This window comes from Paenirhodobacter sp. YD-8 (assembly GCF_056590935.1).
In genome coordinates this window covers 2,364,707-2,388,748 of the sequence record NZ_CM152649.1, presented here as the reverse complement: position 1 = coordinate 2,388,748, position 24,042 = coordinate 2,364,707, and the positions used below count along the sequence as shown (strand labels likewise).

Genomic DNA, 24,042 nt, shown 5'->3' with positions numbered 1-24,042 from the left:
TGATCTTCGGCGTCTGTCTAAGCGCGGAGGGGCAGAGAAACAAGGTGTCCGAGCCGGGGAGCGCGATCACGACCGGGCGCGCACCGGCGCGCCTGTCCGCGGCGGGGCTGGTGCGGGCGCTTGGCGCGGGGCTCGAGGATCCGGCGGGGGCGCTGGTGCGGGCGCGGCTCGACCTGCCGCTCTGGGCGCCGGTGGCGCTTGGCGCGGGCATCGGGGCGTGGTTCGCCGCGCCCATTGATCCGCCCGCAGGGGTGATCTGGGGGCTTGGCGGGCTTGCCGTCGTTGCGTTGCTGATCTGGGCGCGCGGGGCGGAGCCCTTGCGCTTTCCGGCGGCCCTTCTGGCGCTGCTGGCGGCCGGGGTGCTTCTGGCCGAGGCCCGTGCCGGGGCCGTCGCCGCCCCCGTGCTGCCCTTTCGCTATGACGGTCCGGTCGAGGGGCGGGTGCTGGCGGTCGACCGCTCGTCGCGCGACCGGATCCGGCTGACCCTTGATGCGGTGCAGCTGACCGACATCGACCCCGACCGCAACCCCGCGACGCTGCGCGTGACCCTGCGCCCCGAGACCGCGGCGCCGCCCGAACCGGGCGAACGGGTGATGCTGACCGCGAACCTGCAGCCCCCCGCGCCGCCTGCCGAGCCCGGCGCCTGGGATTTTCGCCGCACGGCGTGGTTCGAGGGGCTGGGCGCGGTCGGTTTCGCCCGCGGCCCGGTGCTGCGCGTGGCGCCCCCCGATCCGCACGACCGGGCGCTGGCCGGCCACCGGCTGCGGATGCGGCTCTCGGCGGCGATGCAGGCGCGGATGCCGGGGCAGGCGGGGGCCGTCGCGGCGGCGCTGATGACCGGCGACCGGTCGGGGATTTCCGAGGCGACGAATGCGGTGATGCGGGCGGCGAACCTCTATCACATCATCTCGATCTCGGGGCTGCACATGGGAATGCTGGCGGGCTTCGTCTTTGCCGCGATCCGCTACGGCCTCGCCGCCGTCGGCCCCTTCGCGCTGATCTGGCCGGTGAAGAAGATCGCGGCGCTGGTGGCGCTGGTGGCCTCGACCGTCTACCTGTGGCTCGCCGGGGCCGAGGTGGCGACGACCCGCGCCTGGCTGATGACCGCGGTGATGCTGCTGGCGGTGATGCTCGACCGGCGCGCGATCTCGCTGCGCACGGTGGCGCTCGCGGCGCTGGTGCTGCTGGTGCTCGAACCCGAGAGCCTGACCGAGCCCGGCTTCCAGATGTCCTTCGCGGCGACCGTGGCGCTGGTGCTGGCCTTCGGCCCCTGGGCGCGGATCGCGCCGCGGCTGCCGTGGCTGGTGCGCCCGGTGGCGATGCTGGTGCTGACCTCGCTGGTTGCGGGCACGGCGACGGCGCCGATCGCGGCGGCGCATTTCGGCCGGGTGGCGGAATACGGGCTGCTGGCGAACCTGCTCGCGGTGCCGGTGATAGGCACGCTGGTGATGCCGGCGGGGGTGATCGCCGCGTTGCTGGCGCCCCTCGGCCTGGCCGCGCCGGCGCTGTGGGTGATGGGGCAGGGCACGCGCTGGATGATCTTCGTGGCCGAGCGGGTCGCGGCGCTCGATGGCGCGGTGATCGCCGTTCCGGCGCCGCCCGCTGCGGTGCTGCCGTTGCTGGCGCTTGGCGCGCTGGTGGCGGTTCTGGCGCGCGGGCTGCCGCGCGTTGCGGGGCTTTCCGCGATGGCGGTGGCGGCGGGGCTGTGGGGCACGGCGGTGCGGCCCGCGCTGCTGATCGCGCCCGAGGGGGCGCTCGTCGGGCTGAGCACGGCGACTGGCCGGGCGCTGTCGAAGCCCGGCGCGGCTTTCGTTGCTGAAAGCTGGCTCAAGGCCGATGGCGACGATGCCGCGCCCGAGACCGCCGCCGCCCGTCCGGGGTTCTCCGGCCCGCGCGGTGCGCGGGCGGCCCTGTGGAACGGCCGCGCCGTGGTGCATCTGAGCGGCACCGGCGCGCTCGCGGCGCTGAGCGCCGCCTGCCACGACGACGCCCTCGTCGTTCTGGCGGCTCCCGCACCCGATCCGGCCCCCGCGGGCTGCGAGATCTGGGATCGCGACCGGCTGCGCGCGGGCGGTGTGGCCTTTGCCGCGGATGGCCGGCAGATCGGCCCGGGGCAGGGCGCGCGGCGCTGGACCGGGCGCCCGCGCCGTCAATAGCTGCGGATCAGCCCGACAAGGCGGCCCTGCACCTTCACCTGATCCTCGCGCAGCATCCGGGTCTCGTACTCGGGGTTCGCCGCCTCGAGCGCGATCATCGCGCCGCGGCGCAGATAGCGTTTCAGCGTCGCCTCGTGCCCGTCGACCAGTGCCACCACGATGTCGCCGTTGTCGGCCGTGCCCTGTTCGCGGATCACCACGATGTCGCCGTCGTTGATGCCGATGCCGATCATCGAATCGCCCCGCACTTCGAGCGCGTAATGCTCGCCCCGGCCCGACAGCATCGAGCCCGGCACCGCGATGTGATGCGAGATCTCGGCAATCGCCTCGATCGGCACGCCGGCGGCGATCCGCCCCATCACCGGCAGCTCGAGCGCATGCACCGCCTCGACCGGCTGCGCGGCGCGCGGCGGGGCCACCTTCTCGCCCTCGATCACCCGCGGCGTGAAGCCGGGCTTTGCGGTCTCCATCGCCTCGGGCAGCTTCACGATCTCGATCGCGCGGGCCCGGTGGGCAAGGCGGCGGATGAAGCCGCGTTCCTCGAGCGCGGTGATCAGCCGGTGGATCCCCGACTTCGAGCGCAGCTCGAGCGCGTCCTTCATTTCGTCAAAGGAGGGGGGCACGCCGTCGCGCGCCACCCGCTTCTGGATGAAATCCAGCAATTCCATTTGCTTGCGCGTCAGCATCGGCGGTGCATCCCGGTTTTGTTCGCGGTGAGTTCACATTAAGTTCTAACGCCGTTCCGCGCTGCGGTCAAGATTTGCCCGGCGCCGCCGTCCACGGGGCTTGACCGGCCCGCGCCGCCGCCCTAGAGGCCGGCCATGAGCGACGAGAGCGAACATCCCGAGGCAGCGGACGGCGACACGAGCCGGCCCGAATGGCGCAATTTCTACGGCCGCATCCGCGGCAAGACGATGCGTGCCTCGCAAAAGACCTATCTGAGCGAGGATCTCGACAGCCTGCGCCCGCGCGGCGTCACCCGGGCCGAGAACCCGGCGCGCGAGGTGATCGACCCGGCCACCATCTTCGGCAATGACGCGCCGATCTGGCTCGAGGTCGGTTTCGGCGGCGGCGAGCATCTGGTGCACATGGCGGCAAGCTATCCGCAGGTGAACATCATCGGCGCCGAGCCCTTCATCAACGGCGTCGCGATGTTGCTCGGCAAGATCCGCGCCGCCGACGTGACGAACCTGGCCGTGCATCCGGGCGACGCGCGCGACCTGATGGACGTGCTGCCCGAGGGCTGCATCGCCAAGGCCTTCCTGAACTATCCCGACCCCTGGCCGAAACGGCGCCACCACCGCCGCCGCTTCGTCACCGCCGAGCATCTGGTGCCGCTTGCCCGGGTGATGGCGCCCGGTGCCGAGTTCCGCGTCGCGACCGACATTCCGAGCTACATGGCCCAGGCCCTGCGCGAGGTGCCGAAGGCGGGCTTCGAGCTTGTCGCCCATTCCGGCACGCCGTGGAGCGACTGGATCTCGACCCGCTACGAGCAGAAGGCGCTGCGCGAGGGCCGCACCCCCGATTACGCCACCTTCCGCCGGCTCTGAACGCGCCGCGGGGCCCGGCGGGGCGGCATTTTGCGCCGCGCGCCGGCCGGGGGCTTTCGCGGGCGCGCGCGCTGCGCTAACAGGGGCCGATCTTTCAGGGAGGTTTCCATGTCCGGCCACGGCGATCCGATCCGCATGACCGCGCGCAAGAGCGCCGCGCTTTCCGGCGTGGCCGAGGTGCCCGGCGACAAGTCGATCTCGCACCGCGCGCTGATCCTTGGTGCGCTGTCGGTCGGCACCACGAAAATCACCGGCCTGCTCGAGGGGCAGGATGTGCTCGACACTGCGAAGGCGATGGCGGCCTTCGGCGCCGGCGTGACGCGCGAGGGCGCGGGCGCCTGGACGGTCGAGGGCGTGGGGGTGGGCGGTTTCGCCGAGCCCGCCGACGTGATCGACTGCGGCAATTCGGGCACCGGCGTGCGGCTGATCATGGGCGCGATGGCGACCTCGCCGATCACCACGACCTTCACCGGTGACGCCTCGCTGCGCAAGCGGCCGATGGGGCGGGTGACCGATCCGCTCGCGCTCTTCGGCGCGCGCGCCTATGGCCGCGCCGGCGGCCGGCTGCCGATGACCGTGGTCGGCGCGGCCGAGCCGGTGCCGGTGACCTATGCGACGCCGATGGCCTCGGCTCAGGTGAAATCGGCGGTGCTGCTCGCCGGCCTCAACGCCCCCGGCCAGACCGTGGTGATCGAGAAGACCGCGACCCGCGATCATACCGAGCGGATGCTGCGCGGCTTCGGTGCCGAGGTCAGCGTCGAGGCGACGCCCGAGGGCAATCGCATCACCCTGACCGGCCAGCCCGAGCTGCGCGGCCAGACCGTTGCGGTGCCGCGCGACCCGTCGTCGGCCGCCTTCCCGGTCTGTGCGGCGCTGATCGTGCCGGGCTCGGACATCCTTGTCCCCGGCGTCAGCCAGAACCCGACGCGCAATGGCCTGTTCCTGACCCTGCGCGAGATGGGCGCCGACATCACCTTCGAGAACGAGCGCGAGGAGGGCGGCGAGCCCGTCGCCGACCTGCGCGTGCGCTTCTCCGAACTCACCGGCATCGAGGTGCCGGTCGAACGCGCCGCAAGCCAGATCGACGAATACCCGGTGCTGGCGGCGGTGGCGGCCTGCGCGCGCGGCACCACGGTGATGCGTGGCGTGCACGAGCTGCGGGTCAAGGAAAGCGACCGGATCGACGCGATGGCGCGCGGGCTCGAGGCCTGCGGCGTCACCGTCGAGGAAGATGACGACACGCTGATCGTGCATGGCCTCGGCCCCGATGGCGTGCCGGGCGGCGCGACCGTCGCCACCCATATCGACCACCGCATCGCGATGAGCTTCCTCGTGCTCGGGCTTGCCGCGCGCGCGCCGATCTCCGTCGACGACGGCTCGCCGATCGCCACCTCCTTCCCGGTGTTCGAGCCGCTGATGTGCGGGCTCGGCGCCGAGATCGTCCGCGAAGGCTGAAAGCAAGGACGCCTCCAGCGGGAGTCTTTGGGCAAGGAAAAGCCGGGGGTCTTTGCACCTTGGCCTTTTCTTGGGTCAAATGCTCGGATGCGACAGCGAGGCCGGAACTGAGGGGAACGCCATGAGATTCACCGTAGCGATCGACGGGCCGGCGGCGGCGGGCAAGGGCACGATCTCGCGCGCCGTGGCGGCCCGCTTCGGCTTTGCCCATCTCGACACCGGGGCGCTCTATCGCGCCGTGGGCGTCAAGGGCGGCGATCCGGTCGAAGCGGCGCGCGGACTGACGCCCGAGGATCTGGCACGCGATGACCTGCGCACGCTGGAAGCCGGGCAGGCCGCCTCGCGCGTCGCGGTGATCCCCGAGGTGCGGCAGGCGCTTCTCGACTTCCAGCGCGCCTTTGCCCGGCGCGAGGGGGGCGCGGTGCTCGACGGGCGCGACATCGGCACGGTGATCTGCCCCGAGGCCGAGGTGAAGCTCTTCGTCACCGCCTCGCCAGAGGTGCGCGCGCATCGGCGCTGGCTCGAGGTTGGCGGCGACGCGGCGCGGGTGCTGGCCGAGGTGAGGGAGCGCGACGCGCGCGACATGAACCGCGCCGATGCACCCTTGCGGCCCGCGGCGGATGCCATGGTGCTCGACACCTCCGAGATGACGATCGAGGAGGCGGTGGCCGCCGCGGTCGCGCAGATCGAAAGGCTGCGCGGCTGACTTCACAAGCGCGCGGGGCAGGCGCATGATGCGACCATGATGCGCCGCTTGTCCCTTGTGATCGTGCTTTTCCTTCTGGCCCTGCCCGCGGCGGCGATCGAGCGCCCGGCGGGGCTGATGTGGAACCATTCCGGCCTGCCGCTGACCCTGCCGCTGCAGGTGAAGAGCGATCCGGGGGCCGATCTTTACCTGCAGCTTTCCGACCCCGCGACCGGGCAGGCGGTGCTGGCGGCCTATGTCCGCGGCGGCACCTTCTTCCGCGTGCTGGTGCCGCCCGGTCGCTGGGCGCTGACATTCGCGCGTGGGCGTGACGCGCAGGGGCAGGACTGGCAGGGCGAGGACGGGCTTTTCGGCGCCGCGACCGAGGTCATCGCGCTGCCCGAGCCGCTGGTCTTCCAGACCGAGGGCGCGGCGCGCAAGAGTGGCCATCTGATCGATCTGCGCGGCGAAAGCCCGGTTCTGCGCGACATCGGCCTGTGCCAGCGCCGCGCGCTTGATCCCGACAGCCTCTCGCGCTCCTGGGCGCGACAGCACCCGCATGGCCTTCGCGATCCGCGCGAGCCCGGCCCCTTCACCGCGCCGCGCTATGATCTGCGCAGCCATTTCTGCGACGATGCGGGCTGAGCCCGGTCCTTGCCTTGGCGCCGCGATCGGCTATCACTGGTGCGTGAAAGCAGAGGGACATCATGGGCTTCACGCGCCTGCTCTATCGAAGCATTCCGGCCCGGGCCGATTTCGACCCCTCTGACCTCGACATCCTGCGCGTCGCGCTGCGCCACAACGCGGCGGCGGGGATCACCGGCTATCTGTGGCGCGCGAACGGCCAGTTCTTCCAGGCGCTGCACGGGCCCGCGGGCGAGATCGCCGCGCTGATGGCGCGGATCGCCGCAGACCCGCGCCACCGGGATCTGGACCTGCTGTTCGAGGCGCCCGACGAGGCGGTCTCGCCCTTCCCGGACTGGTCGATGGGCTATGACCATTTCCTCGCCCTCGAACTCGGCGCCGATCTCGACCCGGACGGGGCCCGCCCGCCGCTGTCGGCCGGGGAGAGCCGGGCGGTCTTTGCGCGCATGGTCGAGGCCGCCGAGGAGATGCGCCTTTACGGTTCGGCCTTCCCGCATGCCCGCGCGCCCGGCGAGGACCAGGCGGCCTGGCTCGCCCGCCTCGACGCGAGCGCCTGAACGGCGCCGAAACTCCTTGCCCCACAGGCGAATTGCGCCTATATGGCCCCGACCGAAGGGGGCAGACGCCTGTCTGCACCCGCCTCGGCGTATCCACAAAAGACCGGCGGAGCCAACCGTCAGGCCAGTGAAACACACGCAAAGGAAACTGAAACGCATGTGCGCTAAAGCTACCATGGAAGAATTCGAGGCCCTTCTCAACGAAAGCCTCGAGATCGACACCCCCCAGGAGGGTTCGGTCGTCAAGGGCAAGGTCATCGCCATCGAGGCGGGCCAGGCCATCATCGACGTCGGCTACAAGATGGAAGGCCGCGTCGACCTGAAAGAATTCGCCAACCCGGGCGAGGCCCCCTCGATCGCCGTCGGCGACGAAGTGGAAGTGTACCTCGACCGCGTTGAGAACGCCCGTGGCGAGGCCGTGATCTCGCGCGAGAAAGCCCGCCGTGAAGAGGCCTGGGACCGTCTCGAGAAGGCCTATGCCAGCGAAGAGCGCGTCGAAGGCGCCATCTTCGGCCGCGTCAAGGGTGGCTTCACCGTCGATCTCGGCGGCGCCGTTGCCTTCCTGCCCGGCTCGCAGGTCGATGTCCGCCCGGTGCGCGACGCCGGCCCGCTCATGGGTCTCAAGCAGCCGTTCCAGATCCTCAAGATGGACCGTCGTCGTGGCAACATCGTTGTCTCGCGTCGTGCGATCCTCGAAGAGTCGCGTGCCGAACAGCGCGCCGAGGTCATCTCGAACCTCACCGAAGGCCAGGTGGTCGACGGCGTGGTCAAGAACATCACCGAATACGGTGCGTTCGTTGACCTCGGCGGTGTCGACGGTCTGCTCCATGTCACCGACATGGCGTGGCGCCGCGTGAACCATCCGTCGGAGATCCTGTCGATCGGCGAGACCGTCAAGGTCCAGGTCGTCAAGATCAACAAGGAAACCCACCGCATCTCGCTCGGCATGAAGCAGCTGCAGAACGATCCGTGGGATTCGGTCGAAGCCAAGTTCCCGATCGGTTCGGTGCACAAGGGCCGCGTCACCAACATCACCGACTACGGCGCGTTCGTCGAGCTGGAAGCCGGTGTCGAGGGTCTCGTTCACGTTTCGGAAATGTCCTGGACCAAGAAGAACGTGCACCCCGGCAAGATCGTCTCGACCTCGCAGGAGGTTGACGTCATGGTGCTGGAGATCGACACCGCGAAGCGTCGCGTGTCGCTCGGCCTCAAGCAGTGCATGCGCAACCCGTGGGAAGTCTTCGCCGAGACCCATCCGGTCGGCTCGATGATCGAAGGCGAAGTCAAGAACATCACCGAATTCGGTCTGTTCATCGGCCTCGACAACGACATCGACGGCATGGTGCACCTCAGCGACCTGTCGTGGGACAAGCGCGGCGAGGAAGCGATCCAGGACTACCGCAAGGGCGACGTGGTCAAGGCCGCGGTCACCGAGGTGGACATCGAGAAAGAGCGTATCTCGCTCTCGATCAAGGCGCTCGACGCCGACACCTTCTCGGATGCGGTTGACGGCGTGAAGCGCGGCTCGGTGATCACCGTTGCCGTGACCGCGATCGAAGACGGCGGCATCGAGGTCGAATACAACGGCATGAAGTCCTTCATCCGCCGTTCGGACCTCGCCCGTGACCGTGCCGATCAGCGCCCCGAGCGGTTCCAGGTTGGCGACCATGTCGACGTGCGCGTCGTCAACGTCGACAGCAAGACCCGCAAGCTCGGCGTGTCGATCAAGGCGCGCGAGATCGCCGAAGAGAAGGAAGCCGTGGAACAGTACGGCTCGTCCGACTCGGGCGCCTCGCTCGGCGACATCCTGGGCGCTGCGCTCAAGAGCCGCGAGTAATCCGCGATACGGGCAGGGGCTTCGGCCCCACCCCGGAAACCCCGCCCGAAAGGGCGGGGTTTTTCTTTTGCCTGCCGGGGCGTGCACAGTGGCTGCGCTTCGGCAAACACTCACCGCGGTTGCGAAGCCGGGGGTGCAGTGACTAGCTATGTGCCGAACGGGACCGGGCAGGGGCCAAGCCCCCGCCTGTGCTGCCCGAGGAGCAATGCGATGAAGAATATCGGTTTCCTGTCCTTCGGACATTGGTCGGCGCAGCGTGGCTCGGCGACCCGGACCGCCGGCGACGCGCTGTTGCAGGCGATCGACCTCGCCGTCGCGGCCGAGGAGCTCGGCCTTGATGGCGCCTATTACCGTGTCCACCACTTCGCCCGTCAGCACGCGAGCCCCTTCCCGCTGCTCTCGGCCGTCGCCGCCCGCACCTCGAAGATCGAGATCGGCACCGGTGTGATCGACACGCGCTACGAGAACCCGCTCTACATGGCCGAGGAGGCGGGCGCCGCCGACCTGATCAGCGGCGGCCGGCTGCAGCTTGGCATCAGCCGCGGCAGCCCCGAGCAGGTGATCGAGGGCTGGCGCTATTTCGGCTATGCGCCCGAGGAGGGCGAGACGGACGCCGACATGGGGCGCCGGCACGCGCAGGCCTTCCTGCAGATGATCGAGGGCCATGGCTTTGCCGAGCCGAACCCGCGGCCGATGTTCCCGAACCCGCCGGGCAAGCTGCGGCTCGAGCCCTATTCGGAGGGGCTGCGCGACCGGATCTGGTGGGGCGCGGGCTCGAACAAGACGGCCGAATGGGCGGCGATGCTGGGGATGAACCTGCAAAGCTCGACCTTGAAGGACGACGAGACCGGCGAGGCCTTCCACGTGCAGCAGGCCAAGCAGATCCGTGCCTATCGCGAGGCCTGGAAGGCCGCGGGCCACAAGCGCAAGCCGCGCGTCTCGGTCAGCCGCTCGATCTTCGCGCTGACGAATGACGAGGACCGGATGTATTTCGGCCGTGGCGGCAGCGAGGATGACCAGGTCGGCTTCATCGAGCGGCAGCGCTCGATCTTCGGCCGCTCCTATGCCGACGAGCCCGACAAGCTGGTCGAGCAGCTGAAGCGCGACGAGGCGATTGCCGAAGCCGACACGCTGCTGCTGACGGTGCCGAACTCGCTCGGCGTCGATTACAACGCCCATGTGATCGAGAGCATCCTGACGCATGTCGCCCCGGCGCTTGGCTGGCGCTGAGCGCGCAGCCTGCCGCATCCCATGACCCGAACGGGGCGCCCATCGGGCGCCCCGTGCCGTTTCCGCGCTGCATCGGGCGATTCGCCCGGATCGACCGCGCCGCCGCCCGTCGTGCCGGATTTCTGCGCCTGCATCCGCCGTCACGGCGGGCAGGGCCGGCGACACCGCGCCGCATCCCGCCGAATCCCACGCCTTTCCAAGCCTTTGCTGTTTGTGCTGGAAAAAATTCTCCGTATAGTCCGGGAAGAATCCAGTGCCGGGGCTGCCACCCGGACACCCTTGGGGGGAACGCACGCATGATCCGGTCCGAGCTGATCGCGAAGATCTCAGAGGAAAATCCGCATCTCTTCCAGCGCGACGTCGAGAAGATCGTCAACACGATCTTCGAGGAGATCATCGAGGCCATGGCGCGCGGTGACCGGGTCGAGCTGCGCGGTTTCGGCGCCTTCTCGGTGAAGAAGCGCGACGCCCGCACCGGCCGCAACCCGCGCACCGGCGATGCCGTCGATGTCGAGGAAAAGCACGTTCCCTTCTTCAAGACCGGCAAGCTGTTGCGGGACCGGCTGAACGGAGAGGCGGACTGAAATGATGAAATACCTGCGCTTCCTGCTGCTCGGCGTGCTCGCCGTGCTGCTGGTGGCCATCGCGCTGGCCAATCGCGCCCCGGTGACGCTGCGGCTGCTGGCGCCCGAGACCGGCGATTTCCTCGGCTTCTCCTGGGCGGTGCAGCTGCCGCTGTTCCTGGTGATCTTCGCCAGCCTGCTGGTCGGGCTGCTGCTGGGCTTCGTCTGGGAATGGATGCGCGAGCATCGCATCCGTTCGGGCGCGGCGAAGACGGCCCGCCATGCCGCCTGGCTCGAGGGCGAGGTGGAGCGGCTGAAGACCACCCACGAAGAGCCGAAGGACGAGGTCCTGGCGCTTCTGGACAAGACCGCGCGCTGAGATGGTGACGATCGCAGTCAATCGGGGCCGTCCGGGCGGCACGCGGGTGAAGATCTGCGGGCTCAGCCGGCCCGCGTATGTCGCCGAGGCGGTGGCGGCGGGCGCGGCCTATGTGGGCTTCGTCTTCTTCCCGAAATCGCCGCGCAACGTCTCGGCCGAGGTGGCGCGCGACCTCGCGCTCGAGGTGCCCTTCGGGGTGGCGAAGGTCGGGCTGTTCGTCGATCCGAGCGATGCCTTCCTTGACGAGGTTCTGGCGCTGGTGCCGCTCGATCTGGTGCAGCTGCATGGCCATGAAAGCCCCGAGCGGGTGGCCGAGGTGCGCGCGCGCGCCGGGCTGCCGGTGATGAAGGCCGTGGGCGTGTCGACCGCCGAGGACCTGCCGCATCTTGACGCCTACGAGGCGGTGGCGGACCAGATCCTCGTCGATGCCAAGGCGCCCGCGGGCGCGGCGCTGCCGGGCGGCAACGGGCTGCCCTTCGACTGGCAGCTGATCGCCGGGCGCAGCTGGACGCGGCCCTGGATGCTGGCCGGCGGCCTGACCCCCGAGAACGTCGCCGAGGCGGTGCGCCTGACCGGCGCGACGCAGGTCGATGTCAGCTCGGGCGTCGAGAGCCTGCCGGGCGAGAAGGACGCGGCGCTGATCCGGGCCTTCGTCGCGGCCGCGCAGGGATGATCCGCTGGCGCGAGGCGATCGAGGCCGACCTTGCGCCGGTGCTGGCACTGCTTTCCGACGATCGTCGCGATGCCGATCCGAAGCCGATGGCGCCCGAACGGGCCCTGGCGCTCTGGCGCGAGATGGCCGCGCAGGGCGTCACCCGGCTGATCGTCGGCACGGATGACGCGAGGCAGGTGATTGCCACCTATCAGCTCTCGATCCTCACCGGGCTTTCGCTTGCCGCGCCCCGGCGCGCGCAGATCGAGGCGGTGCGGGTCGCGGCGGGGCTGCGCGGGCAGGGGATCGGCGCCGCGCTGATGGCCGATGCCGAGGCGCGCGCCCGGGCTGCGGGGGCCGTGGTGATGCAGTTGACCACCCATGCCTCGCGCAGCCGGGCCCATGCCTTCTACGAGCGGCTTGGCTTTACCCGCAGCCACTTTGGCTATAAACGCAAGCTCGACTGAACGCGCGAGGTGAGACGATGGCCGAGGACCTTCCCAACAGCTTCATGACCGGCCCCGACGAGAACGGGCGCTTCGGCATCCATGGCGGGCGCTTCGTGTCCGAGACGCTGATGCCGCTGATCCTGGAGCTCGAGGCGCAATATGAACACGCCAAGACCGACCCGGAGTTCTGGGCCGAGATGGAGTATCTGTGGAAATACTACGTCGGCCGGCCCTCGCCGCTCTATTTCGCCGAGCGCCTGACCGAGGAGCTGGGCGGCGCCAAGATCTATCTCAAGCGCGAGGAGCTGAACCACACCGGCGCGCACAAGATCAACAACGTGCTCGGCCAGATCCTGCTCGCCCGCCGCATGGGCAAGACCCGGATCATCGCCGAGACCGGTGCCGGCCAGCATGGCGTGGCGACGGCGACGGTCTGCGCCAAGTTCGGGCTGAAATGCGTCGTCTACATGGGCGCGACCGATGTCGAGCGGCAGGCGCCGAACGTGTTCCGCATGCGGCTTCTGGGCGCCGAGGTGCATCCGGTGACCTCGGGCCGCGGCACGCTGAAGGACGCGATGAACGACGCGCTGCGCGATTGGGTGACGAACGTCCGCGACACCTTCTATTGCATCGGCACGGTGGCGGGCCCGCATCCCTATCCGGCGATGGTGCGCGATTTCCAGTCGATCATCGGCAAGGAAACCCGCTGGCAGCTCGAGGAGCTCGAAGGCGAGGGCCGGCTGCCCGACACGGTGATCGCGGCGATCGGCGGTGGCTCGAACGCGATGGGGCTGTTCTATCCCTTCCTCGACGATCCCTCGGTCAAGATCATCGGCGTCGAGGCCGGCGGCCATGGCGTCGACGAGCGGATGGAGCATTGCGCCTCGCTCACCGGCGGGCGTCCGGGCGTGCTGCATGGCAACCGCACCTATCTGCTGCAGGACGAGGACGGCCAGATCCTCGAAGGGCATTCGATCTCGGCCGGGCTCGACTATCCGGGGATCGGGCCGGAGCACGCGTGGCTGCATGACATCGGCCGCGCGGACTATGTCTCGGTGACCGACATGGAGGCGCTCGACGCCTTCCAGATGCTGTGCCGGACCGAGGGCATCATCCCGGCGCTGGAGCCGAGCCATGCGCTTGCCCATGTGAAGAAGATCGCGCCGACGCTGCCGAAGGACCACATCATCGTGGTCAATCTCTCGGGGCGGGGCGACAAGGACATCTTCACCGTCGCGCGCCACCTTGGCGTCGAGATGCAGGGCTGACAGGACCCGGGCGGGGAAACCCCGCCCGTCTCCGCTCCTGCGGGCCTGTCCGGGCCTTCAGTCGCGGTTCTTCTTCTTTTTCTTCTTCGGCAGATCGCCCGCCTGCATCAGCTGGGCAAGCTCGGCCGCGTCGTGCCGGGCAAGGCGGGCGAACCAGTCATCCGCCGCCTGCACCATCTGCGCGAGCGGCGCGAGCCGCGGATCGTCCGAGCCCTGCGCAAACGTTGCCAGACGCTCGGCCAGAGGGGCGAGGTCACGGCGCTGACGCTCGATCAGCAGCGAGCGCAGCAGCGCCCAGGGGTCGGGATCGGCGACGAAGTAATCCTTGCGCGAGCCGAAGCTGCGCGCCGCCTGGATCAGGCCGCGCTCGCGCAGCTCCTTCAGCGCCACCGAGACGTTCGAGCGCGACAGACCGAGGATCGTCACCAGATCCTCGGCCGAGGGGGCCTGTGCGGCGCGCCAGATCGCGGCGAAACAGGCGCCGGCGGGGCGGCTGAGACCGAAGCGGGGGGCCGCTTCGGCAAAGAGGCGGGCAAGGTCCGGGGGCGGGGTGGCGGGCATTCACGGTCTCCTTCGCCCCCGGTTCTAGCAGGGCTTTGCGGGCTTGTCGCCCTCTGCCCTGCACCCTGATGCCGCATCGCGGCTTAGCCGGCGAGACAGCCCGAGATCGTGCCGGCGAGCCCCTGCATCAGCCGCTCGTAGAGGTCCGCGCCATAGCTCAGCGTGCTGCCCGAGGGATCGAGCGCCCCGCCAAGCCTGACGCCCGTGCCCTCGATCAGCCGCTCGGCCGGGCGGGTGTCGTGCTGGGCCTCGGGGAAGGCGCAGACGACGCCATCCGCGACCAGATCGGCGCGCAGTTCGCTCAGATGCGCCGCGCCGGCATCCGTCGCATCGCCAAGCGCGATCGCGCCGGCGACCTTCAGCCCGTAATGATCGGCGAAATAGCCATAGGCAGCGTGGAAGACGACGAAGGGACGATCCTTCACCGGGGCGAGCTCTGCCGTCAGCGTGGCGTCGAGTGCTTCGATCTTCGCCTTTGCGGCCGCGGCGTTGGCGGCATAGGTCGCGGCATGCTCGGGGTCGAGGCGGCTGAACTCATCCGCGATCAGGCCCAGCCACAGTTCGGCATTCGCCGGGTCGAGCCAGGCGTGGGGGTCGACGCCCTCGTGGACATGGCCATCCTCGTCGGCCTGTGCATCGGCGCCCTCGGCGGCATGGTCATGCGCGTCGGTCGCATGTTCGTCCGCGCCATGGTCATGGGCCGCGGCGAAATTCTGGAGATGCGTCCCTTCGGCATGCAGCAGCGACAGCGCATGCGCGTCGGGGGCGACCGAGGTGATGGCGCGGTCGAGCCAGGGGGTCATCTCGGCCCCGACCCAGAGCACCAGATCCGCCCGTTCAAGCGCGCGCGCCTGCGAGGGTTTCAGCTGATAGCTGTGCGCATTCGCGCCCTGTTCGAGCAGCACGTCGACCGGGCCGAGATCGCCCATCACCTGCAGCGCAAGCGACTGCACCGCGGGCAGGTCGGTCACCACCTTCGGCACCTCGGCCAGGGCGAGGCCGGGCAGGGCGGTGCCCCCCAGCAGGGCGGCAAGCATCAGGGGAGAGCGCATCGGGCACCTCTTCATCTCTTGTGATCGGGGCCTCGGTTATTTATGTTATATCGTAACGCGTCAAGAGAAATGTGATAAGATAACATGAGCTCCGAACCGGATTCCGACGCCGCCGCGGCCTTCGCGACGCATGATCACAGTCAGTGCATGGGCGAGACGCTGGCCCGCGCCGAGGCCGAGGCGGCGCGGCGTGGGGCGCGGCTGACCCCGGTGCGGCGCCGCACGCTCGAGATCTTGCTCGAATCGCACCGTGCCATGGGCGCCTATGAGATGCTCGACCGGCTTGCCGCCGAGGGCTTCGGCAATCAGCCGCCCGTGGCCTATCGCGCGCTCGAGTTCCTGGTCGAGAACGGGTTGGCGCATCGGGTGCGGCGGCTCAACGCCTTTGCTGCCTGCATGCACCCGGGCGAGGCGCATGCGCCGGTGTTCCTGATCTGCCGCGAGTGCGACAGCGTCGCCGAGGCGCCCGGCGCGCCGGTGCGCGCGGCGCTCGACGAGGCCGCCGCCGCGCTTGGCTTCACCATCGAGCGCGCGAATATCGAGGCGCTCGGCCTGTGCCCCGTCTGCGCCGCGAAGGAGACGCCATGATCCCGCTCATCACCGCCTCGGGGCTCAGCGTCCGCCACGGCGACGCCGAAGTGCTGTCGCAGGTCGATTTCACCATCGCGCCCGGCGAGATCGTCACCGTGGTCGGGCCGAACGGCTCGGGCAAGTCGACGCTGATCCGGGCGCTGATCGGGCTCGAACCGATGGCAAGCGGCACGGTCAGCCGGCGCGAGGATCTGGTGATCGGCTATGTGCCGCAGAAGCTGCATATCGATCCGAGCCTGCCGATGACGGTGCGCCGCTTCCTGTCGCTGCCGCGGCGGGTCGACGATGTCTCGGCCGAGGCGGCGCTGATGCGCACCGGCGTGCCGGGGCTTGGCGGGCGGCAGATCGCGCGGCTGTCGGGCGGGCAGTTCCAGCGCGTGCTGCTGGCGCGGGCGCTGCTGGCGCGCCCCGACATCCTGATCCTCGACGAGCCGACGCAGGGCCTCGACCAGCCCGGCACCGCGGCCTTCTACAAGCTGATCGAGGAGGTGCGCGGCGAGACCGGCTGCGCGGTGCTGATGGTCAGCCACGATCTGCATGTGGTGATGTCGGCCTCGGACCGCGTCATCTGCCTGAACGGTCATGTCTGCTGCGCCGGCACCCCGCGCGTGGTCTCCGAGGCGCCGGAATATCGCGCGCTCTTCGGGCTCGGCACCGGCGGCGCCTTTGCGCTTTACCGCCACGAGCACGATCACGACCACGAGGCGGACGAGGGCCACGGCCACGATCCGAGCGCGCCGCATTGCGCCCATCCCCACAGCCACGAGCACGATCATGCTTGACGATTTCCTGATGCGTGCCGGTCTTGCCGGCATCGGCCTGACGCTCGCCACCGGGCCGCTCGGTTCCTTCGTGGTGTGGCGGCGCATGGCCTATTTCGGCGATGCGACGGCGCATGCCGCGATTCTGGGCGTCGCGCTCAGCTTCGGCTTCGGCCTGTCGATCTATGTCGGCACGCTCGCGGTGGCGCTCGCCATGGCGGTGACGGTGGCGATCCTGTCGGGGCGCGGCCATGCGATGGACACGCTGCTGGGCGTTCTGGCCCATGCGGCGCTCGCCTTCGGGCTTGTCGCCGCCTCCTTCATCTCGGGGCTGCGCGTCGATCTGAGCGCCTATCTCTTCGGCGATATCCTGGCCGTGAGCCGGGCCGATGTCGGCATCATCTGGGCGGGGTCGGCGCTGGTCGCGCTGCTGCTTGCCTGGCGCTGGCAGGGGCTGCTGACCGCCACGGTGAACGAGGAGCTGGCGCAGGCCTCGGGGCTGAACCCGCGGGCCGAGCAGCTGGTGCTGACGCTGGCACTGGCGCTCACCGTCGCGGTGGCGATCAAGATCGTCGGCGCCCTGCTGATTTCGGCGCTGCTGATCCTGCCCGCCGCTGCGGCGCGGCAGATTGCGCGCGGCCCCGAGGTGATGGCGCTTGGCGCGACCGTGGTGGGCAGCCTCTCGGTGCTTGCGGGGCTTGCCGCCTCGCTGAGCTGGGACACCCCGGCCGGCCCGTCGATTGTCGCGGCGGCGGCGGTTCTCTTCGTGATCTCGCTGCTGGTGCGTCGGCGCGGCTGAGTCGCGCCGCGCCCGCAAACACGCCGGCAAACTCCCGGAATCACGCGGGTTTCCCCGGGAAACCCGCGTGATCACGCGACCGTGTATGGCGCGGGGCGGAGGGGCGGGTGAAACTCATGCCAAAGTGCAACAGTCCGGACCGCGCGCGCATCGCGGCGCGAGATTCTATCTTTGCAACGCGCATCGGCTGTGCAACTCTCGCCCCGATGCTGCCAGAGAAGGCGGCTCCCAAAGGTAATGACGGAGATTACTATGAAAAAACTCGCCACCATCGCTCTCGCCCTCGGCCTGTCGGCTTCGACCGCTTTCGCCGGCGGCTACACCGCTCCGGTCGTCGAAGCCGAGCCGGTCGTCGTGAAGCAGTCGTCGTCGTCGAACGCCGGCATCCTGATCCCGGCGCTGCTGCTCGTCGGCATCGCGGTCGCCGCGTCGTCGAACTAATTTCGACGATCCTTCGGGATCTCGAAAGGGGCCGGGAAGCATCGCTTCCCGGCCCTGTCCATTTTGCCCGCCCGACGAGCGGAGCGCGCGATGCGGCAAGGGCAGGGCCCGACAGGCAAAAGGCGCGCCATGGGCGCGCCTTTGTCGTTTCGGGGGATGGTGCGTGGCGCTCAGGGGCGCACGGTCTGGATCGTGACATAGCCGAGCTGCGGCGAGATCCATTGCCGCGAGGCGACGATCTGACCCGCGGACGAAACGATGAAGGTGTCGTCCATCTTCATGCCCAGCCCCTCGCAATGCTCGACCACCTGCCGGCCCGACCAGGTCTTCCCGGCGAAGGGATAGCTCGTGTCGGCGCCGACGCTGACGGTGCAGTCGAGCGGGATCGGCCGCTCGAGCCCGAGCCCGTCGAGGTAGCGGATCACCTTCTTGCCGGTGCCGGGCGTGCGGGCGCGGATCAGCCGGCCGGTCTGCTCGACCTCGGCCGACATCATGTCGAAGCCGAGCCCGCGCGTGCCCGCCAGCATCCCGCCGCGCAGAATCACCGACTGCATCGAAGGCGTGGCGAAGGTGCGCATCGTGCCGTTCTCGCCGATCATCCCGAGGATGGTGACGTTCTTCGGCGTCTCCTGCGACAGCAGGATCAGCGGCCCCTTGTTCAGCTCGAGCGCCGAACGTGCCATCGCCTCGGCATCGGGGGCGGCGGCCACGGTCTTGTCGCGCTTGAAGACGGAGAAGATCTGCTTGAGCGACTCGCCCGCCATGCGGCTGTTCTCGGTCTGGTTGGTGTCCGAGCCACAGGCGGCGAGCCCGCTCAGACCGATCACCGCGGCCAGGGCGAGTGCCCGGTTCCGAAGGCCCGTCATCGCCAGAATCTCCCCCAGCTGTCGTAAAGGTCGCCGGTATGCGCCATGCGCACCGTCTCGTAGAGGCGGCCGTCGATGTCGAGCCGCGCACCGCCGTCACGCATCAGCGGGCGGATCGTGGTCTTCAGCTTGTTGACCGAGGGCCGGCCGGTGGTCCAGGCGACGGGGATCGTCAGGCGGATGCCCTTGTCGAACGAGCCTTCGCCGAAATCCTTCGAGGACATGTCGGTGAAGGTGGCGAAGGCGCCCACGCTCCAGCCGTTCTCGAACTCGCGGTCGATGGCGATCGTCGCGCCCCAGTCCTTGGCCAGATAGCGGCCGACGTCGAGCTCGGCGGTATAGCCCTTGCCGATGTCGTAATAGGCCGAGACATGGCCGGTGACGGTGGAATAGTCCTGCAGGCCGAAATGCTGGTCGAAGTCGCGCTGCTTGGCCCAGTTCGTCTCGACGCCAAGGGCGAGGCGGCTGTCGACCGGCGCCCAGAGCACTTCGCCCGAGACGCCCGCATACATCCGCTCGAGATAGCCGACGCTGACGCGGGTATAGAGGTTCTCGCCCAGATGGCCGTATTTCGCCAGCGTCAGGCGCTGGATCGCGAGGTCACCGTTCTTCTGATACTCGACGAGGTCGGAGCGCACATGCTGCACCACCGAGTTCGAGTCGCGCGTGGTGTCGTCGAGGTTGCCCATCACCTTCTGCCGCACGCTGCCCGAGAGCACGAGGCCCGGCGCCATCTCGTAGCGGCCCGAGAGCTCGGCGCCGACGTCGAGGCGGAACGGGTTGTCGGGGTCGAAGATCGAGGCCTCGGCATAGGGCGTCAGCGCCCATTGGAAGCGCGGGTAGAGCGCGTCGCTGCGCACGAGGCCGGGGGCGTTTTGCGGCGCCGCGGTGATCGAGACCTGCGGCAGCATGTCATAGGAATTGGTGTTCTCCATCCGCTCGAGATCCGAGCGGCGGAAGGTGACCGAGGACAGCGCCATGCCCTTCTGCACCGGCGTCACCACGATCGTCTCGACCGAGGGCGGCAGCGCGCGCGTCGCCATGCGCGCGACATGGCCGATCGCCTGCGGTTCGGCACCGTAGGTCTCGTTGCGCACCCGCAGCTCGGCCCGGGTCGCGCTGAGCGACATCGACTCGAGGATCTGGCCGTCCTTGGCAAGGCTTGCCGCCAGCGCCTTCTGGATGCCCGGATGCACCTCGGGATCGGCCGCCCAGGCGCCCGACCAGCCCTCGGGATCGGCGGCGGGGGCAGGGCGCGGCCGCACCGGCAGCGGCGCCTTCTCGATCCCGGAGGGGAAGGGCGGTTCGTGCGGGTTGATGTTGCGCACGAACTGGAAGCCGACCTTTTCGCCGTACATGTAGTAAAGCTGCACGCCGAAGAACTCGCTCACCTGATAGTCGGCGGCGAAGTTGATCGAGCTGTTGCGGTTGAACCCGTCGAGCAGCGTTTCCTTGACATAGGCGTCGGAGGAATATTCGGCCTTCAGCGTCAGCCGGTCGGTCGCGGCATAGGAAACGCCGAAGAAGGGGGCGAAATCGCCCTTGAACCAGGAGCCCGAGTTGAACTTGCCGCCGGTGCTGGTGACGTCGTAGTCGGGCCGGGTGCCGGTCGAGCCGATCGAGCCGAAGGAGCCGAGCCGGCCCCAGCCGAGGCCGCCGCTCACCCGCAGTTTCGGGCCGATGCTCTTCGTCGCGACGATGTATTCCGAGGAATAGACGCCGGTGCCGATGAAGTCCTGCAACCCGATCGCCATTGCCGGGGTCCAGCCCCATTTGCCCTCGTCGAGGAACTGGAAGCGGATGTCGAAGGAGCGGTCGTAAAGCGCCTCGTAACGGCCGGTGCCGTCGTCCTTCGGCATCAGCCCGGGCACCTTCGAATAGCGGAAGGCGCCGGTCAGGCGCGGCGCGATCTGGAAGGTCAGCGTGTTGCGCATGGTGCCGTCGTTCAGCCCCGTCAGCGACAGGCCGAGCTCGCCGTCGGGGCGCATCTCGGCCGAGGGCATGTCGATCAGGCCGGGCATGCCGAAGGTGTTGCGGCTCTGCCCGACAAGCGGCTCTGCGTGGCCCGCCGGGGCGGCGATGCCGGCCGCAACGGAGAAGGCGCCAAGCGCCCCCGCAACCTTTGCCCTGCGTCTGCGTTTGCGCTGAATGCTCGAGACCGTCACGCTTCCCTCCGCCGTCTTTGCGCCAGTTATACCGGCTTTTCTCACCGGAGCGAGAGGAAAGCCGTGGCCTGTGGCAAAACCCTGCCGTCTCTGGCGCCACTGCATCACCTTGCGGCAGTTTCGCAATCGCCGGGCGGGGTTGCGGCAATCCGCCCCAATGAAGCATCGAAAATACATGATATCATGAGCGCCGTTCCCGAGGGAGAATCGGATGCCCGCCCGACCCTCGGCTTGCCAGCGCTGCCGGCCAGGGCGGACAGATGCCGGCGCGGCGGTCTTGCGTCCCTTGCCGCCGCGCCAGTGTCTTTTCCCTTCCCGTCCCTGCGGGATCGGCCCGCGCCGGGGCGGGCCGCCCCGGGCTCAGCCGTAACGGTAGGGCTGGCCGGCCTTTACCATGGTCTCGTTGTATTTCTTGATGATCTCGACGACCTTCGCCTTGAGCGGGCTCTCGGCGGCGATCTCGTCCCAGAACTTGTGCGCGGCCGCTTCCATCTTGGCGTAATCCTCGGCCGGGATCGAGGTCAGTTTCATGTCCGCCCCCTCGACGCGCAGCTTCGCCTCGCCGGCCCAGTACCACCATTGCCGATGGTAATGCGACTGGTCGAAACAGGTCTGCATCAGCTGCTTGAGGTGATCGGGCACCTCGTTCCAGCGGTCCATGTTGGCGAAGAAATGGCCGATCCAGGCGCCCGAGATGTTGTTGGTCAGGAAATAGGGCGCCACCTTCGACCAGCCCGAGGTGTAATCCTCGGTGATGCCCGACCAGGCGAGGCCGTCCAGCTCGCCGGTCTGCAGCGCGACCTCGACGTCTTCCCAGGGCAGGGTGACCGGCACCACGCCGAACTGCGCCAGGAACCGGCCCGCGGTCGGGAAGGTGAAGACGCGCTTGCCGTTCAGGTCGGCGAGGCTGTTGATCGGCTCCTTCATGTTGAAGTTGCACGGGTCCCACGAGCCCGCCGAGATGTGCTTGATGCCCACCTTGGCATATTCCTCTTCCCAGATCTGCTTCAGCCCCCAGGAGTTGAAGAGCGCCGGCACGTCGAGCGAATAGCGCAGCGCGAAGGGGAAATAGCCGCCGAAGACGGTGACCTCGGTGGGCGAGGCCATCGAATCGTCATCCGACTGCACCGCGTCGATCGTGCCGTTCTGCATCGCGCGGAACAGCTCGGCGGTCGGCACGAGCTGGTCCGAGGTGTAAAGCTCGATCTCCATCTGGCCATTGGCGATGGTGTTGAAGGCCTCGATCGCGGGCTTCACCACCTCTTCGGCCAGCGCCGGACCGGCATAGGTCTGCAGCCGCCACTTGATCGCCTTCTCCTGCGCCACCGCAGGCGCGGCGAGCCCCGCCGCCGCGGCCCCCACGGCGCCGGTGGCGAGGAATTTCCGTCTGGTCGTCGTCATCTGTCTCTCCTTGTTGGTCGAATGCCCCGTTCGGGGTCGTTTGGAATTGGGGGTCAGCGGCCCAGCACCTCGCGCGGCAGCCACAGTGCGAGCTCGGGGAAGACCATCACCAGAACCAGCGTGGCCACCATCACGAGGACGAAGGGAAAGACCGAGCGATAGATCACCGGCAGGGTGAACTCGGGCGGCGCCATCGCCTTCATCAGGAACAGGTTGTAGCCGAAGGGCGGCGTCAGATAGGCGATCTGGCAGGTGATGGTGTACAGCACGCCATACCAGACCAGATCGAAGCCCAGGCTCTTCGCCAGGCTGACGAAGACCGGCGCCACGATCACCAGCATCGCGGTGTCGTCGAGGAACATCCCCATCACCAGGAAGCTCGCCTGCATCAGCACCAGCACCTGCCAGGGCGCAAGGCCCAGACTGTTCAGGAAGAAGTTGTTGATCGCCCGGCCCGCGCCGAGCCCGTCGAAGACCGCGCCGAAAGAGAGCGCCGCGGTGATGATCATCATGAACATCACGGTGATCATCAGTGTCTGCCGGGTCGAGGTCTCGAACACCGCCCGGGTGAAGCGGCCCTTGACCAGCGCCGCCGCGACCGAGGCGAGCGCGCCGATCACCGAGGCCTCGGTCAGGCTCGCCCAACCGTTCAGGAACGGCACCATCATCGCGACGAAGATGAAGACCGGCAACAGCCCCGCGCGCAACAGCCGGAACCGCTCGGGCCAGGAGACCTGCGCGCGCTCGTCGGCCGGCATCGGCGGGGCGAGGGCGGGGTTCAGCTTGCAGCGGATCACGATGTAAAGGACGAAGAGTGCCGCCATCAGCATGCCCGGCACCACGCCCGCAAGCCACAGGTTCGACACCGGCTGCCGCGCGATCAGCGAGAACAGCACCAGCACCACCGAGGGCGGGATCAGGATGCCGAGGCTCGAGCCCGCCTGGATCACCCCCGAGATCATCAGCCGGTCATAGCCGCGCCGCACGAGTTCCGGCAGCGCGATGGTGGCGCCGATCGCCATGCCCGCGACTGAGAGCCCGTTCATCACCGAGATCATCACCATGAGCAGGATCGTCCCGATCGCAAGCCCGCCGGGCAGGGGGCCGAACCAGACATGGAACATCCGGTAGAGGTCTTCGGCGAGCCGGCTCTCGCTCATCACGTACCCCATGAAGACGAACATCGGCAGCGTCAGCAGCGGCGTCCATTTCATCAGCTTCATCACCGCGGAAAAGCCCATGTCGGTGCCGCCCGGCCCCCAAAGGGCCAGCGCCGCGACCACGGCGACGACGCCGATCGCGCCGAACACCCGCTGCCCGGTGATCATCATCAGGAGCATCGTCGAGAACATCAGGAGCGCGATGGTGTTGTGATCCATCAGATCTTCTCCCCGCGCAGGGTGGCCACGTCGCGGATCAGGATCGACACCGCCTGCAGCAGCATCAGCGCAAAGGAGAGGCTGATGATCACCTTGATCGGCCAGAGCACCGGGCGCCAGGCGGTCGGGTTGCGCTCGCCGACCTCGAAGGAATAGACGGTTGAGTCGAAGGCCCCCCAGAGCATCACGCCCAGATAGAACATCAGGCAGAACACGGTGAACACGTCGAGGCCCGCCTGGCCGCGCGTGGTGAAGCGCGAATAGAGCAGGTCCATGCGCACATTGGCATCGGTCTGCAGCGCCCAGGGCGCGCCCAGCATGTAATAGGCCACCAGGGTGAACTGCGCCATCTCGAGCGTCCAGATCGCCGGGATATGCAGGATCTTGGTGAAGGACGACCACAGCAGGATCGCCATCATCGCGTAGAGCAGATACATCGCGACGCGCCCGAGCCAGCGGTTCAGCGTGTCGACCAGATGCACATAGGATTTCAAGGCAGCGGGCATCAGTGCCTCTGCCGCCGGGCGGACAAGCCGGTCATTCATCATCCCCTGTCGGTGGTCTGTTCTTCTTGTGTTGTGGGCAGGCTCGGCCTGCGCT

25 protein-coding genes are annotated in these 24,042 nt (G+C 68.7%); 17 read left to right on the top strand and 8 right to left on the bottom strand.

All coding sequences use genetic code 11. The annotated features are described in order from the left end of the window. Window positions 1-44: 44 nt before the first annotated feature. Entirely contained in the window at window positions 45-2,156 is a 2,112-nt protein-coding gene (locus tag AC0QTQ_RS11600; RefSeq protein WP_480256711.1) for a ComEC/Rec2 family competence protein, read from the top strand. Here AC0QTQ_RS11600 and lexA read toward each other — a convergent pair. Beyond that, window positions 2,150-2,842 carry a transcriptional repressor LexA gene (gene lexA / locus AC0QTQ_RS11595; RefSeq protein ID WP_480256710.1) on the bottom strand — a complete coding sequence of 231 codons (693 nt, stop codon included), beginning with the start codon at window positions 2,840-2,842 and terminating at the stop codon, window positions 2,150-2,152. The genes AC0QTQ_RS11600 and lexA overlap by 7 nt on opposite strands. Window positions 2,843-2,977: 135 nt before the next feature. Here lexA and trmB point away from each other — a divergent pair, with 135 nt between their 5' ends. The 12 genes from trmB to trpB all read left to right on the top strand — a co-directional run bounded on the left by trmB (window position 2,978) and on the right by trpB (window position 13,426). Continuing rightward, window positions 2,978-3,706: a tRNA (guanine(46)-N(7))-methyltransferase TrmB gene (gene trmB, locus AC0QTQ_RS11590; protein ID WP_480256709.1), complete on the top strand. Its 729-nt coding sequence runs from the start codon at window positions 2,978-2,980 to the stop codon at window positions 3,704-3,706. A 108-nt stretch (window positions 3,707-3,814) separates the two neighbouring features. After that, entirely contained in the window at window positions 3,815-5,161 is a 1,347-nt protein-coding gene (aroA, locus tag AC0QTQ_RS11585; protein ID WP_480256708.1) for a 3-phosphoshikimate 1-carboxyvinyltransferase, read from the top strand. 121 nt (window positions 5,162-5,282) lie between these two features. Further along, a complete protein-coding gene (locus AC0QTQ_RS11580) occupies window positions 5,283-5,867 on the top strand; it encodes a (d)CMP kinase (protein WP_480256707.1) in 585 nt (194 codons plus the stop codon). A gap of 36 nt (window positions 5,868-5,903) precedes the next feature. Further along, a complete protein-coding gene (locus tag AC0QTQ_RS11575; protein WP_480256706.1) occupies window positions 5,904-6,491 on the top strand; it encodes a hypothetical protein in 588 nt (195 codons plus the stop codon). A 62-nt stretch (window positions 6,492-6,553) separates the two neighbouring features. Continuing rightward, the gene (locus AC0QTQ_RS11570) at window positions 6,554-7,048 is read left to right on the top strand and encodes a BLUF domain-containing protein (RefSeq protein WP_480256705.1); all 495 of its coding nucleotides are present in this window, start codon (window positions 6,554-6,556) and stop codon (window positions 7,046-7,048) included. A 157-nt stretch (window positions 7,049-7,205) separates the two neighbouring features. After that, entirely contained in the window at window positions 7,206-8,885 is a 1,680-nt protein-coding gene (gene rpsA, locus AC0QTQ_RS11565) for a 30S ribosomal protein S1 (protein ID WP_121534742.1), read from the top strand. 210 nt (window positions 8,886-9,095) lie between these two features. Beyond that, window positions 9,096-10,115: an LLM class flavin-dependent oxidoreductase gene (locus AC0QTQ_RS11560; protein ID WP_480256704.1), complete on the top strand. Its 1,020-nt coding sequence runs from the start codon at window positions 9,096-9,098 to the stop codon at window positions 10,113-10,115. A 296-nt stretch (window positions 10,116-10,411) separates the two neighbouring features. Beyond that, complete coding sequence (gene ihfB / locus AC0QTQ_RS11555) at window positions 10,412-10,699, top strand: integration host factor subunit beta (protein WP_113899323.1); 288 nt, start codon at window positions 10,412-10,414, stop codon at window positions 10,697-10,699. A gap of 1 nt (window position 10,700) precedes the next feature. Continuing rightward, window positions 10,701-11,057: a lipopolysaccharide assembly protein LapA domain-containing protein gene (locus AC0QTQ_RS11550; RefSeq protein ID WP_245965317.1), complete on the top strand. Its 357-nt coding sequence runs from the start codon at window positions 10,701-10,703 to the stop codon at window positions 11,055-11,057. Window position 11,058: 1 nt separating this feature from the next. Next, window positions 11,059-11,730 carry a phosphoribosylanthranilate isomerase gene (locus AC0QTQ_RS11545; RefSeq protein WP_480256703.1) on the top strand — a complete coding sequence of 224 codons (672 nt, stop codon included), beginning with the start codon at window positions 11,059-11,061 and terminating at the stop codon, window positions 11,728-11,730. After that, window positions 11,727-12,176 (top strand): N-acetyltransferase family protein, encoded by a 450-nt coding sequence (locus AC0QTQ_RS11540; RefSeq protein WP_480256702.1) that lies wholly within the window; start codon window positions 11,727-11,729, stop codon window positions 12,174-12,176. Before AC0QTQ_RS11545 ends, AC0QTQ_RS11540 begins: the two co-directional genes overlap by 4 nt. A 17-nt stretch (window positions 12,177-12,193) precedes the next feature. Further along, on the top strand, window positions 12,194-13,426 hold the full coding sequence (gene trpB / locus AC0QTQ_RS11535; RefSeq protein ID WP_121534738.1) for a tryptophan synthase subunit beta: 1,233 nt from the start codon (window positions 12,194-12,196) through the stop codon (window positions 13,424-13,426). A gap of 57 nt (window positions 13,427-13,483) precedes the next feature. Here trpB and AC0QTQ_RS11530 read toward each other — a convergent pair whose 3' ends face one another. Together AC0QTQ_RS11530 and AC0QTQ_RS11525 are read right to left on the bottom strand one after the other, a co-directional pair. Beyond that, on the bottom strand, window positions 13,484-13,987 hold the full coding sequence (locus tag AC0QTQ_RS11530; RefSeq protein WP_480256701.1) for a GbsR/MarR family transcriptional regulator: 504 nt from the start codon (window positions 13,985-13,987) through the stop codon (window positions 13,484-13,486). 83 nt (window positions 13,988-14,070) lie between these two features. After that, on the bottom strand, window positions 14,071-15,039 hold the full coding sequence (locus tag AC0QTQ_RS11525) for a zinc ABC transporter substrate-binding protein (RefSeq protein ID WP_480256700.1): 969 nt from the start codon (window positions 15,037-15,039) through the stop codon (window positions 14,071-14,073). Window positions 15,040-15,123: 84 nt separating this feature from the next. Between AC0QTQ_RS11525 and AC0QTQ_RS11520 the strand changes: the two genes are divergently transcribed. The 4 genes from AC0QTQ_RS11520 to AC0QTQ_RS11505 all read left to right on the top strand — a co-directional run bounded on the left by AC0QTQ_RS11520 (window position 15,124) and on the right by AC0QTQ_RS11505 (window position 17,631). Continuing rightward, entirely contained in the window at window positions 15,124-15,627 is a 504-nt protein-coding gene (locus AC0QTQ_RS11520) for a Fur family transcriptional regulator (RefSeq protein WP_480256699.1), read from the top strand. Then, window positions 15,624-16,412, top strand: a complete 789-nt coding sequence (locus tag AC0QTQ_RS11515; protein WP_121534734.1) for a metal ABC transporter ATP-binding protein — start codon at window positions 15,624-15,626, stop codon at window positions 16,410-16,412. The genes AC0QTQ_RS11520 and AC0QTQ_RS11515 overlap by 4 nt, the downstream gene beginning before the upstream one ends. Continuing rightward, a complete protein-coding gene (locus AC0QTQ_RS11510; RefSeq protein ID WP_121534733.1) occupies window positions 16,405-17,190 on the top strand; it encodes a metal ABC transporter permease in 786 nt (261 codons plus the stop codon). The genes AC0QTQ_RS11515 and AC0QTQ_RS11510 overlap by 8 nt, the downstream gene beginning before the upstream one ends. Window positions 17,191-17,442: 252 nt before the next feature. Continuing rightward, entirely contained in the window at window positions 17,443-17,631 is a 189-nt protein-coding gene (locus AC0QTQ_RS11505; RefSeq protein WP_164879952.1) for a hypothetical protein, read from the top strand. 170 nt (window positions 17,632-17,801) lie between these two features. On the opposite strand, the gene AC0QTQ_RS11500 is transcribed toward AC0QTQ_RS11505, so the two are convergent. The 5 genes from AC0QTQ_RS11500 to AC0QTQ_RS11480 all read right to left on the bottom strand — a co-directional run bounded on the left by AC0QTQ_RS11500 (window position 17,802) and on the right by AC0QTQ_RS11480 (window position 23,948). Next, entirely contained in the window at window positions 17,802-18,497 is a 696-nt protein-coding gene (locus AC0QTQ_RS11500; RefSeq protein ID WP_480256698.1) for a YjbF family lipoprotein, read from the bottom strand. Beyond that, window positions 18,494-20,662 (bottom strand): YjbH domain-containing protein, encoded by a 2,169-nt coding sequence (locus AC0QTQ_RS11495; RefSeq protein WP_480256697.1) that lies wholly within the window; start codon window positions 20,660-20,662, stop codon window positions 18,494-18,496. Before AC0QTQ_RS11495 ends, AC0QTQ_RS11500 begins: the two co-directional genes overlap by 4 nt. A gap of 360 nt (window positions 20,663-21,022) precedes the next feature. Next, window positions 21,023-22,063: a TRAP transporter substrate-binding protein gene (locus AC0QTQ_RS11490; RefSeq protein ID WP_480256696.1), complete on the bottom strand. Its 1,041-nt coding sequence runs from the start codon at window positions 22,061-22,063 to the stop codon at window positions 21,023-21,025. A gap of 53 nt (window positions 22,064-22,116) precedes the next feature. Further along, window positions 22,117-23,442: a TRAP transporter large permease gene (locus tag AC0QTQ_RS11485; RefSeq protein WP_480256695.1), complete on the bottom strand. Its 1,326-nt coding sequence runs from the start codon at window positions 23,440-23,442 to the stop codon at window positions 22,117-22,119. After that, on the bottom strand, window positions 23,442-23,948 hold the full coding sequence (locus AC0QTQ_RS11480; protein WP_480256694.1) for a TRAP transporter small permease subunit: 507 nt from the start codon (window positions 23,946-23,948) through the stop codon (window positions 23,442-23,444). The genes AC0QTQ_RS11485 and AC0QTQ_RS11480 overlap by 1 nt, the downstream gene beginning before the upstream one ends. Window positions 23,949-24,042: the final 94 nt, after the last annotated feature.

Coding starts and splice junctions, on each gene's coding strand:
- lexA (WP_480256710.1), bottom strand. CDS start 2,842: ATGCTGACGCGCAAGCAAATGGAATTGCTGGATTTCATCCAGAAGCGG.
- trmB (WP_480256709.1), top strand. CDS start 2,978: ATGAGCGACGAGAGCGAACATCCCGAGGCAGCGGACGGCGACACGAGC.
- aroA (WP_480256708.1), top strand. CDS start 3,815: ATGTCCGGCCACGGCGATCCGATCCGCATGACCGCGCGCAAGAGCGCC.
- AC0QTQ_RS11580 (WP_480256707.1), top strand. CDS start 5,283: ATGAGATTCACCGTAGCGATCGACGGGCCGGCGGCGGCGGGCAAGGGC.
- AC0QTQ_RS11575 (WP_480256706.1), top strand. CDS start 5,904: ATGATGCGCCGCTTGTCCCTTGTGATCGTGCTTTTCCTTCTGGCCCTG.
- AC0QTQ_RS11570 (WP_480256705.1), top strand. CDS start 6,554: ATGGGCTTCACGCGCCTGCTCTATCGAAGCATTCCGGCCCGGGCCGAT.
- rpsA (WP_121534742.1), top strand. CDS start 7,206: ATGTGCGCTAAAGCTACCATGGAAGAATTCGAGGCCCTTCTCAACGAA.
- AC0QTQ_RS11560 (WP_480256704.1), top strand. CDS start 9,096: ATGAAGAATATCGGTTTCCTGTCCTTCGGACATTGGTCGGCGCAGCGT.
- ihfB (WP_113899323.1), top strand. CDS start 10,412: ATGATCCGGTCCGAGCTGATCGCGAAGATCTCAGAGGAAAATCCGCAT.
- AC0QTQ_RS11550 (WP_245965317.1), top strand. CDS start 10,701: ATGATGAAATACCTGCGCTTCCTGCTGCTCGGCGTGCTCGCCGTGCTG.
- AC0QTQ_RS11545 (WP_480256703.1), top strand. CDS start 11,059: ATGGTGACGATCGCAGTCAATCGGGGCCGTCCGGGCGGCACGCGGGTG.
- AC0QTQ_RS11540 (WP_480256702.1), top strand. CDS start 11,727: ATGATCCGCTGGCGCGAGGCGATCGAGGCCGACCTTGCGCCGGTGCTG.
- trpB (WP_121534738.1), top strand. CDS start 12,194: ATGGCCGAGGACCTTCCCAACAGCTTCATGACCGGCCCCGACGAGAAC.
- AC0QTQ_RS11530 (WP_480256701.1), bottom strand. CDS start 13,987: ATGCCCGCCACCCCGCCCCCGGACCTTGCCCGCCTCTTTGCCGAAGCG.
- AC0QTQ_RS11525 (WP_480256700.1), bottom strand. CDS start 15,039: ATGCGCTCTCCCCTGATGCTTGCCGCCCTGCTGGGGGGCACCGCCCTG.
- AC0QTQ_RS11520 (WP_480256699.1), top strand. CDS start 15,124: ATGAGCTCCGAACCGGATTCCGACGCCGCCGCGGCCTTCGCGACGCAT.
- AC0QTQ_RS11515 (WP_121534734.1), top strand. CDS start 15,624: ATGATCCCGCTCATCACCGCCTCGGGGCTCAGCGTCCGCCACGGCGAC.
- AC0QTQ_RS11510 (WP_121534733.1), top strand. CDS start 16,405: ATGCTTGACGATTTCCTGATGCGTGCCGGTCTTGCCGGCATCGGCCTG.
- AC0QTQ_RS11505 (WP_164879952.1), top strand. CDS start 17,443: ATGAAAAAACTCGCCACCATCGCTCTCGCCCTCGGCCTGTCGGCTTCG.
- AC0QTQ_RS11500 (WP_480256698.1), bottom strand. CDS start 18,497: ATGACGGGCCTTCGGAACCGGGCACTCGCCCTGGCCGCGGTGATCGGT.
- AC0QTQ_RS11490 (WP_480256696.1), bottom strand. CDS start 22,063: ATGACGACGACCAGACGGAAATTCCTCGCCACCGGCGCCGTGGGGGCC.
- AC0QTQ_RS11485 (WP_480256695.1), bottom strand. CDS start 23,442: ATGGATCACAACACCATCGCGCTCCTGATGTTCTCGACGATGCTCCTG.
- AC0QTQ_RS11480 (WP_480256694.1), bottom strand. CDS start 23,948: ATGCCCGCTGCCTTGAAATCCTATGTGCATCTGGTCGACACGCTGAAC.